Genomic DNA, 7,225 nt, shown 5'->3' with positions numbered 1-7,225 from the left:
AACCATTGCGGGGTGGAGCAGTTGGTAGCTCGTCGGGCTCATAACCCGAAGGTCATCAGTTCGAGTCTGGTCCCCGCTACTAAAAGAGCTAAGTGCGATACTTAGCTCAAAGAAATTTAAAATACATTGCGGGGTGGAGCAGTTGGTAGCTCGTCGGGCTCATAACCCGAAGGTCATCAGTTCGAGTCTGGTCCCCGCTACTAAAAGAGCTAAGTGCGATACTTAGCTCAAAGAAATTTAAAATACATTGCGGGATGGAGCAGTTGGTAGCTCGTCGGGCTCATAACCCGAAGGTCATCAGTTCGAGTCTGGTTCCCGCTACTAAAAGAGCTAAGTGTGATACTTAGCTCAAAGAAATTTAAAATACATTGCGGGGTGGAGCAGTTGGTAGCTCGTCGGGCTCATAACCCGAAGGTCATCAGTTCGAGTCTGGTCCCCGCTACTATTAAGAAGCCTCTCCTGCTGAGAGGCTTTCTTGTTTTATTTTCTATATACTATTGTTTTTTGTTAATATCCTTTGAAAGACTTTTCTATTGTAAGTCGTTTAATCAAAGGTTAAATTGACTCTGTATTCCCTCCTTTCTATTTTTTCATAAGTTACAATATTTGATTTCGTCTCATATGCTCTTTGTTAAAGGTGATTATCTCATAATTTGCTTCGCAACTATTTAATGATAGAAAGAGAGATAATGGCTTTATGAGTATCTTATTGGCGCGTGTTGCAAATGTTGTTCATGCAATCGATTGATATTTTTACGCAAACGTTTTCGTTTAATAATACTTTTAACATTCATTAACTTTCTCTTAACTTCCCCGACGATTTGAGACCGTATAGAGTGTTTTGAAGTTCAATTTTAAAAAGTATTTTATGATAAAGAGATTTATGCGTCCTTTTTTCATTAGTAAGACGTTTCGATTTGCCTCTGCTTTGTTTTTAGGTGTATCGACAACAATGGCATCTTCTTCCATGCCATTTAATGTTACTAATGTCTATTTTCAAGATGCAGTTACGGGAGTTGTAACTGGGGTAAATGGACCTATTGCCGGTGTTACCGTTTCCATTAAAGGTAGTAATGTTGGTGCGACATCAACAGATGACCAAGGACAGTTTTCTATTAAAGCTGCGAAGGGGCAAGTTTTGTCTTTTACTGCAGTTGGTTATGAAAGTTATGAACAGCTTGTTGATGGAAATGTGTTAAACATTTCTTTAACAGAATCAGGAGAGCAATTAGACGAAGTGGTAGTCGTAGCTTTTGGTACGCAGAAGAAAGTTAATATGACAGGTTCTGTTGCTACTATTACTCCTAAGCAACTAGCTGAGCGCCCTGTTACGTCTATGCAAAATGCATTGCAGGGTATTTCGCCAGGTATTACTGTTTTAAGTCGCCCGGGTGATGTTGGTAAAGGAAGTAATGCAACTATTTCTGTGCGTGGCCGTTCTAATTTTGGGAGCCCGTCGCCAATGTTCATTATTGATGGTATTCCAGCAACATCTACAGAGTTTTCTGCTATTAGTCCGCAGGATATCGCTAGTATGTCCGTGTTGAAAGATGCGGCTTCATCTTCACTTTATGGTTCAAGAGCAGCTAACGGTGTTATTTTAGTGACTACAAAAAAAGGTGGTGGCGATAGGGCTGTTATAGGGGTGGCAGCAAGTTATGGCTGGCAACGTTCGAATTATTTGCCTAAGATGGCTAATTCTTTGGAGTATATAGAATTGATGAATCGTGCAAAAAAGAACTATGGAGCACAGCCTTTATTCACTGATGATGTTATTCAGAAGTTCAAAGATGGTTCGGATCCGGACATGTATCCCAATACTGATTGGTATAAAGAGCTTTTAAAGCAAGGTGCACCACAAAGAGATCTTAGTTTTAATGTCACTTCACCGGGTAAGCTTGGAAACTATTATTTAGGAATGAATTATTTTGATCAAGAGTCATTAGTTCCAGGGCGTAAACAAGATCGTTTAAATATCAAACTAAATACACAGAGTGAGATAATAAAGGATCTATTGACCTTTAATACGAATATTTCTTTTTTAAAACAAGATTACGATAGAGATGGTGGAGCAATCAGTTGGGTAGAGATGGGCCGTGCTTTACCAACCACTGTTGCTAGACATACGGATGGCACGTGGGGTTCTATTTCTAATGGACAGGTTTCTGGTACTGTCGCAAAGGAAAATCAGTTAAGAAGATTGCATGAAGGTGGACGTTCAACAAATAGAGATAATTATTTGCAAATGGCCGGAAACGCTAGTTTAACACCATTTGAAGGATTCTCTTTAGATGGTATGGTATCCTTGAAATATACAAATACAAACTCATGGGCTTTTGATTACACAATGGATCCTGTGCTGAACTTTTTGACTAAAGAGCCTATTACAGGTACGGCTAATACTGTTAATGAGATGAAAGAAACCTGGGGGAAACGTGAAGAGTTATTGACCCAGATTACAGCTAACTATGAGCGCCGATTTGGTGATCATTGGGGAAAAATCACTGCCGGAGCTTCACAGGAGTCTAATGTGTATAGAGATGCATTTTTAGGGCGTAAAAACTTTTTAAATAACGATCAGACTACAATTGGTACAGGATCATCCGCAGCTGAAGATATGAGTAAAGATGGTGATCGTTTAGCAAATAGTACAAGGCAAGAAGAGTGGTCTATCCGTTCTTTCTTTGGTCGATTCAATTATTCATATAAAGATAAGTATCTATTCGAGGCGAATACACGTATTGATTATTCGTCACGCTTTGCGGAAGAAAATAGACGTGCAGTTTTCCCATCATTCTCAGCAGGATGGAATATTGATAAAGAATCGTTCATGGACAATGTAACCTGGTTAGATGCTCTGAAATTAAGAGGTTCATGGGGATCATTGGGTAACCAAGATGTGGTCGCAATAGGTAATTATTTTGATCTTATTGCTGTAAGACCATTATATAGTTTTGAAGGGATAGCTGTAGATGGAGCTGAACAAGCAGCAGCGGTAAATAGAGCAGCACTGTGGGAAAAGGTGTATATGTCCAACGTAGGAATAGATGCAACTGTATTAGGTGGTAAAGTAAATATTACAGCTGATTATTTCGTGAAAAATACACGAGGTATATTAATGCAACGTGACCATTTAGCTACAGGTGGTTGGGATAAGTATGCTTTTGAAAACCAGGGGGAAACAACGAATAAAGGTATTGAATTAATGGTCACCTATAATGGAAGAATAGGAGATGATTTTAGATATTCATTGTCAGGTAATATCTCTAAAATAAATAATACAATTAATACATTAGGCAGTCTTTATTCAGAAATGCCTACAGGAGAGTATTGGATTAATCGTGTAGGTGGTTCGGTTGGTGACTACTATCTGTATAAGTCAGACGGTTTGTTTACTTCGCAAGAGGAAATTGACAATCACCCAAGTCAAGTAGATATTGCAGGAAAACCTAAAGTAGGTGATATAAAATATGTAGATGTGAATGGTGATGGGGTTTTAAATGCTGAAGATAGAACAGTTGTCGGAAATGATGTGCCATGGTTTAACTATGGTTTCAATATAAGCGCTGCATATAAGGGGTTTGATATTGACGTGTTAACATATGGTGTTGGCGGTGTAAAAACCTACATGGGAGGAGAAAGTTCTCTGCCATTTTATAATAATGGAAACGTGAAGTCCGTCTGGTTAAATGGTTGGACTGAAGAAAACAACCGTGCAGATGCAGATTTCCCTCGTATTACACAACCTTCTGATGAACCTCAAAACTATATCAATTCTGATTTTTGGTTGTTCAGCGGTAATTTCTTTAGAATTCGTGCGATTACTGTAGGTTACACTTTTGAAAAAGCAAAAATTTCTAAGCTCGGTATGTCTAATTTTAGAATTTATGCCTCTTCAAATAATCCATTTACCATTCACGGTGATAAACGTATGAAAGATTACGATCCAGAGATGGGCTCCGGTCGTCCAGGATATCCAGGTGTTAAGACTTTTTCTTTAGGGTTGACAGCTAAGTTTTAGAGTAAAATAATTGAAAAAAGAAATGAGAAAATTTATATATATAGGACTTTTAGCTACTTTAGGTTTTAGTTCTTGTGAAAAAAACTTTTTAGAACGACCTCCTCAGAATGATGTGTCTGAAACCACATTCTGGACATCTCCACAAGAAGTTTATTTAGCAGTTAATGCGATATATGCTGATTTACCCGGAGATGGAGTTATGTACGAAGATGCAGCTACAGATATTGCCCATGGACAATATACTTGGGAGAGTAAAGCAACAGCTGTCGCAGCAGGCACAGTAAATACTTCTCTGGATGCAGGGTGGAGCTATGTGGATAAGCGTAAAGCGAACTATTTTCTTGAGAATGTAGATAAAGCCACGATGGATGAGAAGTTGAAGGAGCGTTATAAAGCAGAGGTACGTTTTTTAAGAGCTTTCTCTTACTACACAATGATGAGTAATTTTGGGGATATTCCATTGGTTACTACAGTGTTGGAAATAAAGGAAGAGGTGTTGAATATCAAACGTACGCCTAAAGCACAGGTTTTGGATTTTATTTTAAATGAACTGACGGAAGTAGCTAAAGTTTTGCCAGAAAGCTATGTAGGAGGAAAATTTAATGAAAAGGGACGAGTAACAAAAGGAGCAGCATTAGCATTTAAATCTCGCGTGTTGTTGAATGAAGGGCAGTATGAGTTGGCAGCAGCAGTTGCGAGAGAAGTTATGGGTATGGGGTATTCTTTATTTAATGCAGGAGAAGAATCGGAGAGAGACTTGAAAGATGATTATTCTAAATTTGTAGACTTTAAAGATGCGACTGATGAGCAGAAATTTAGAGCTGCTCTACGTAGTTATGAAGGAATATTTCACGAGGTTAATGAAGGAAATAGTGAAGTTATTTTAGATCGTCAATACATAGTGCAATCACAGGCTAATTATTACAATACATTTTTAATGGACGCAGCTACCGGTGGTTGGAGCTCAATAGCTCCAACGCAGGATTTAGTTGATGCTTATGAAGTGTATCAGACTGGGGAACGCGTAAAATCGCCGACGTTAGAGCAACGTGCAAATTACTTTAAGAATGATGCTGCTAAATTTGTAGAAGAATATAAAAATAGAGATCCTCGTTTTTATGCAACTATCTCTTTTAAAGGTGCACCATGGAATGCATTAACTGAAGTTGGTGGTTACAAATATGACTGGCGCGGTAGTGGCAACAACGTGTCTAAAACAGGTTACGGGTTTAGAAAGTTTGTTGACCCAGCGGCAAGTCGTGCGGAATTGGATAATTATTCTAACGCTGTTTTAATTCGTTATGCAGAGGTTTTATTGAATTTTGCAGAAGCTCAAAATGAGGCGTTCGGACCAAGTGCGGAGGTCTATGATGCTATAGATAAAATTCGTAAACGTGCTGCTATGCCTGTCTTGGATCGTTCAAAGCTAGGATCTAAAGATGCACTAAGAGAAGCAATACGCCATGAACGAATGGTAGAGCTTGCGCTTGAGGGTAGACGTTACTTAGATATCAGACGTTGGAAAATTGCTCCAGATGTAATGAAGGATATTTATGGTGTTAATGGGGACATCGCTCAGCGTCGAGTTTGGTCAGATAAGTTGTATCTGATGCCTGTACCTCAGAAGCAAATAGACCTTTCTTATGGTGTGTTAGAGCAAAATCAAGGTTATTAGAAAGTAATATATCTATATAATCATGAAGCGCTGTTTCTCTATAAAGGGAAACAGCGCTTTTTTTATAGAATAAAATAGAGAACGTTATATTACAATATGGCGACTGTATTTTTATGAATGCTCCTAAAAATCCTTTAATTTATCGTAACTTTGTGGGCTTGAATAAAGAAGAGTGTTGCTGTGAGGTAACAATATTAATACCGAAAAAATAGTTATGGCAAATATAGTTGCAATTGTTGGTCGTCCTAACGTAGGAAAGTCCACCTTATTTAATCGTCTGACAGAAAGTAGAAAAGCTATCGTAGACGACTTTAGTGGAGTTACGCGTGATCGACATTATGAGAAAGCGGAGTGGATTGGTAAAACCTTTACCGTAATTGATACAGGTGGTTTTGTACATGGATCAGATGATGTTTTTGAAGAGGCTATCCGTGATCAGGTACATATTGCTGTAGAAGAAGCAACAGTCATTATTTTTATGGTCGATGTTACGACGGGAGCGACAGATCTGGATGATGAGATAGCTGGTATGTTGCGTAAGAGCTCCAAACCTGTATATGTTGTAGCTAATAAAGTGGATCATGCAAAATTACATTATGATTCGGCCGAATTTTATGCCTTCGGTTTAGGTGAAGTTTTCAACGTTTCTTCCGCTTCGGGCTCAGGAACAGGTGACTTACTGGATGCTGTAGTTTCTAACTTTCCGGAAGACGAAGAGGTAGAGGAAAGCACGCTGCCTAAAGTGTCGATTGTTGGTAGACCGAATGTTGGAAAATCTTCTTTGACTAATGCACTACTAGGAGTTGACCGTAATATTGTTACCGATATCGCTGGTACAACACGGGATTCTATACGTATACATTATAATCAATTTGGGCATGAGTTTTTATTGATTGATACAGCGGGCTTGCGTAAAAAGAGTAAAGTAAATGAAGATATCGAGTTTTATTCTGTGATGCGGACAATAAAAGCATTGGAAGACTCTGATGTCGTCGTGCTGATGCTGGATGCGAATGATGGAATTGAAGGTCAGGATATTAATATTTTCCATTTAGCCGAAAAAAATAAGAAAGGAATCGTCATTGTTGTAAATAAGTGGGATACTGTTGAAAAAGATCATAAAACAGCAAAAGAGTTTGAAGAGCGTATTAAAGCAAAAATAGCTCCTTTTACTGATGTTCCTATCATTTTTACATCTGTTACAGAGAAGCAACGTATCTTTAAAGTTGTGGAAACTGTTATGGAAGTTTATGCTAATAAGACAAAGCGTATATCCACGTCGAAACTAAACGATGTTATGTTAGATATTATTGCTAACTATCCACCTCCGGCAATAAAAGGAAAATATATTAAGGTTAAGTATGTAACACAGTTGGTCGGAAGATCACCAATGTTCGTGTTTTTCTGTAACCTACCTCAGTATATTAAAGAGCCTTATAAGCGTTATGTAGAGAATAAAATGCGGGAACATTTTGATTTTACTGGCGTGCCTATTCAAATATATTTTAGACAGAAATAATTGGAGATCA

The 7,225-nt window shown here is 38.2% G+C and carries 3 protein-coding genes and 4 tRNA genes; all 7 read left to right on the top strand.

The genetic code is table 11. The features are described 5' to 3' along the window. Positions 1-6 precede the first annotated feature (6 nt). The 7 genes from ORI89_RS18300 to der all read left to right on the top strand — a co-directional run bounded on the left by ORI89_RS18300 (position 7) and on the right by der (position 7,215). Positions 7-79: transfer RNA gene (locus tag ORI89_RS18300), tRNA-Met, on the top strand. Between the two features lie 48 nt (positions 80-127). After that, positions 128-200: transfer RNA gene (locus ORI89_RS18295), tRNA-Met, on the top strand. Between the two features lie 48 nt (positions 201-248). Continuing rightward, positions 249-321: transfer RNA gene (locus ORI89_RS18290), tRNA-Met, on the top strand. 48 nt (positions 322-369) lie between these two features. Continuing rightward, positions 370-442: transfer RNA gene (locus ORI89_RS18285), tRNA-Met, on the top strand. Between the two features lie 426 nt (positions 443-868). Continuing rightward, the gene (locus ORI89_RS18280; protein ID WP_268231964.1) at positions 869-4,021 is read left to right on the top strand and encodes a SusC/RagA family TonB-linked outer membrane protein; all 3,153 of its coding nucleotides are present in this window, start codon (positions 869-871) and stop codon (positions 4,019-4,021) included. 22 nt (positions 4,022-4,043) lie between these two features. Then, complete coding sequence (locus tag ORI89_RS18275) at positions 4,044-5,696, top strand: RagB/SusD family nutrient uptake outer membrane protein (protein WP_268231963.1); 1,653 nt, start codon at positions 4,044-4,046, stop codon at positions 5,694-5,696. Positions 5,697-5,910: 214 nt separating this feature from the next. Further along, positions 5,911-7,215 (top strand): ribosome biogenesis GTPase Der, encoded by a 1,305-nt coding sequence (gene der, locus ORI89_RS18270; protein ID WP_268231962.1) that lies wholly within the window; start codon positions 5,911-5,913, stop codon positions 7,213-7,215. Positions 7,216-7,225 lie beyond the last annotated feature (10 nt).

This window comes from Sphingobacterium sp. UT-1RO-CII-1, from assembly GCF_026711005.1.
Lineage (GTDB): Bacteria > Bacteroidota > Bacteroidia > Sphingobacteriales > Sphingobacteriaceae > Sphingobacterium.
This window is presented reverse-complemented; position numbering and strand designations above follow the sequence as displayed.

Coding starts and splice junctions, on each gene's coding strand:
- ORI89_RS18275 (WP_268231963.1), top strand. CDS start 4,044: ATGAGAAAATTTATATATATAGGACTTTTAGCTACTTTAGGTTTTAGT.
- ORI89_RS18280 (WP_268231964.1), top strand. CDS start 869: ATGATAAAGAGATTTATGCGTCCTTTTTTCATTAGTAAGACGTTTCGA.
- der (WP_268231962.1), top strand. CDS start 5,911: ATGGCAAATATAGTTGCAATTGTTGGTCGTCCTAACGTAGGAAAGTCC.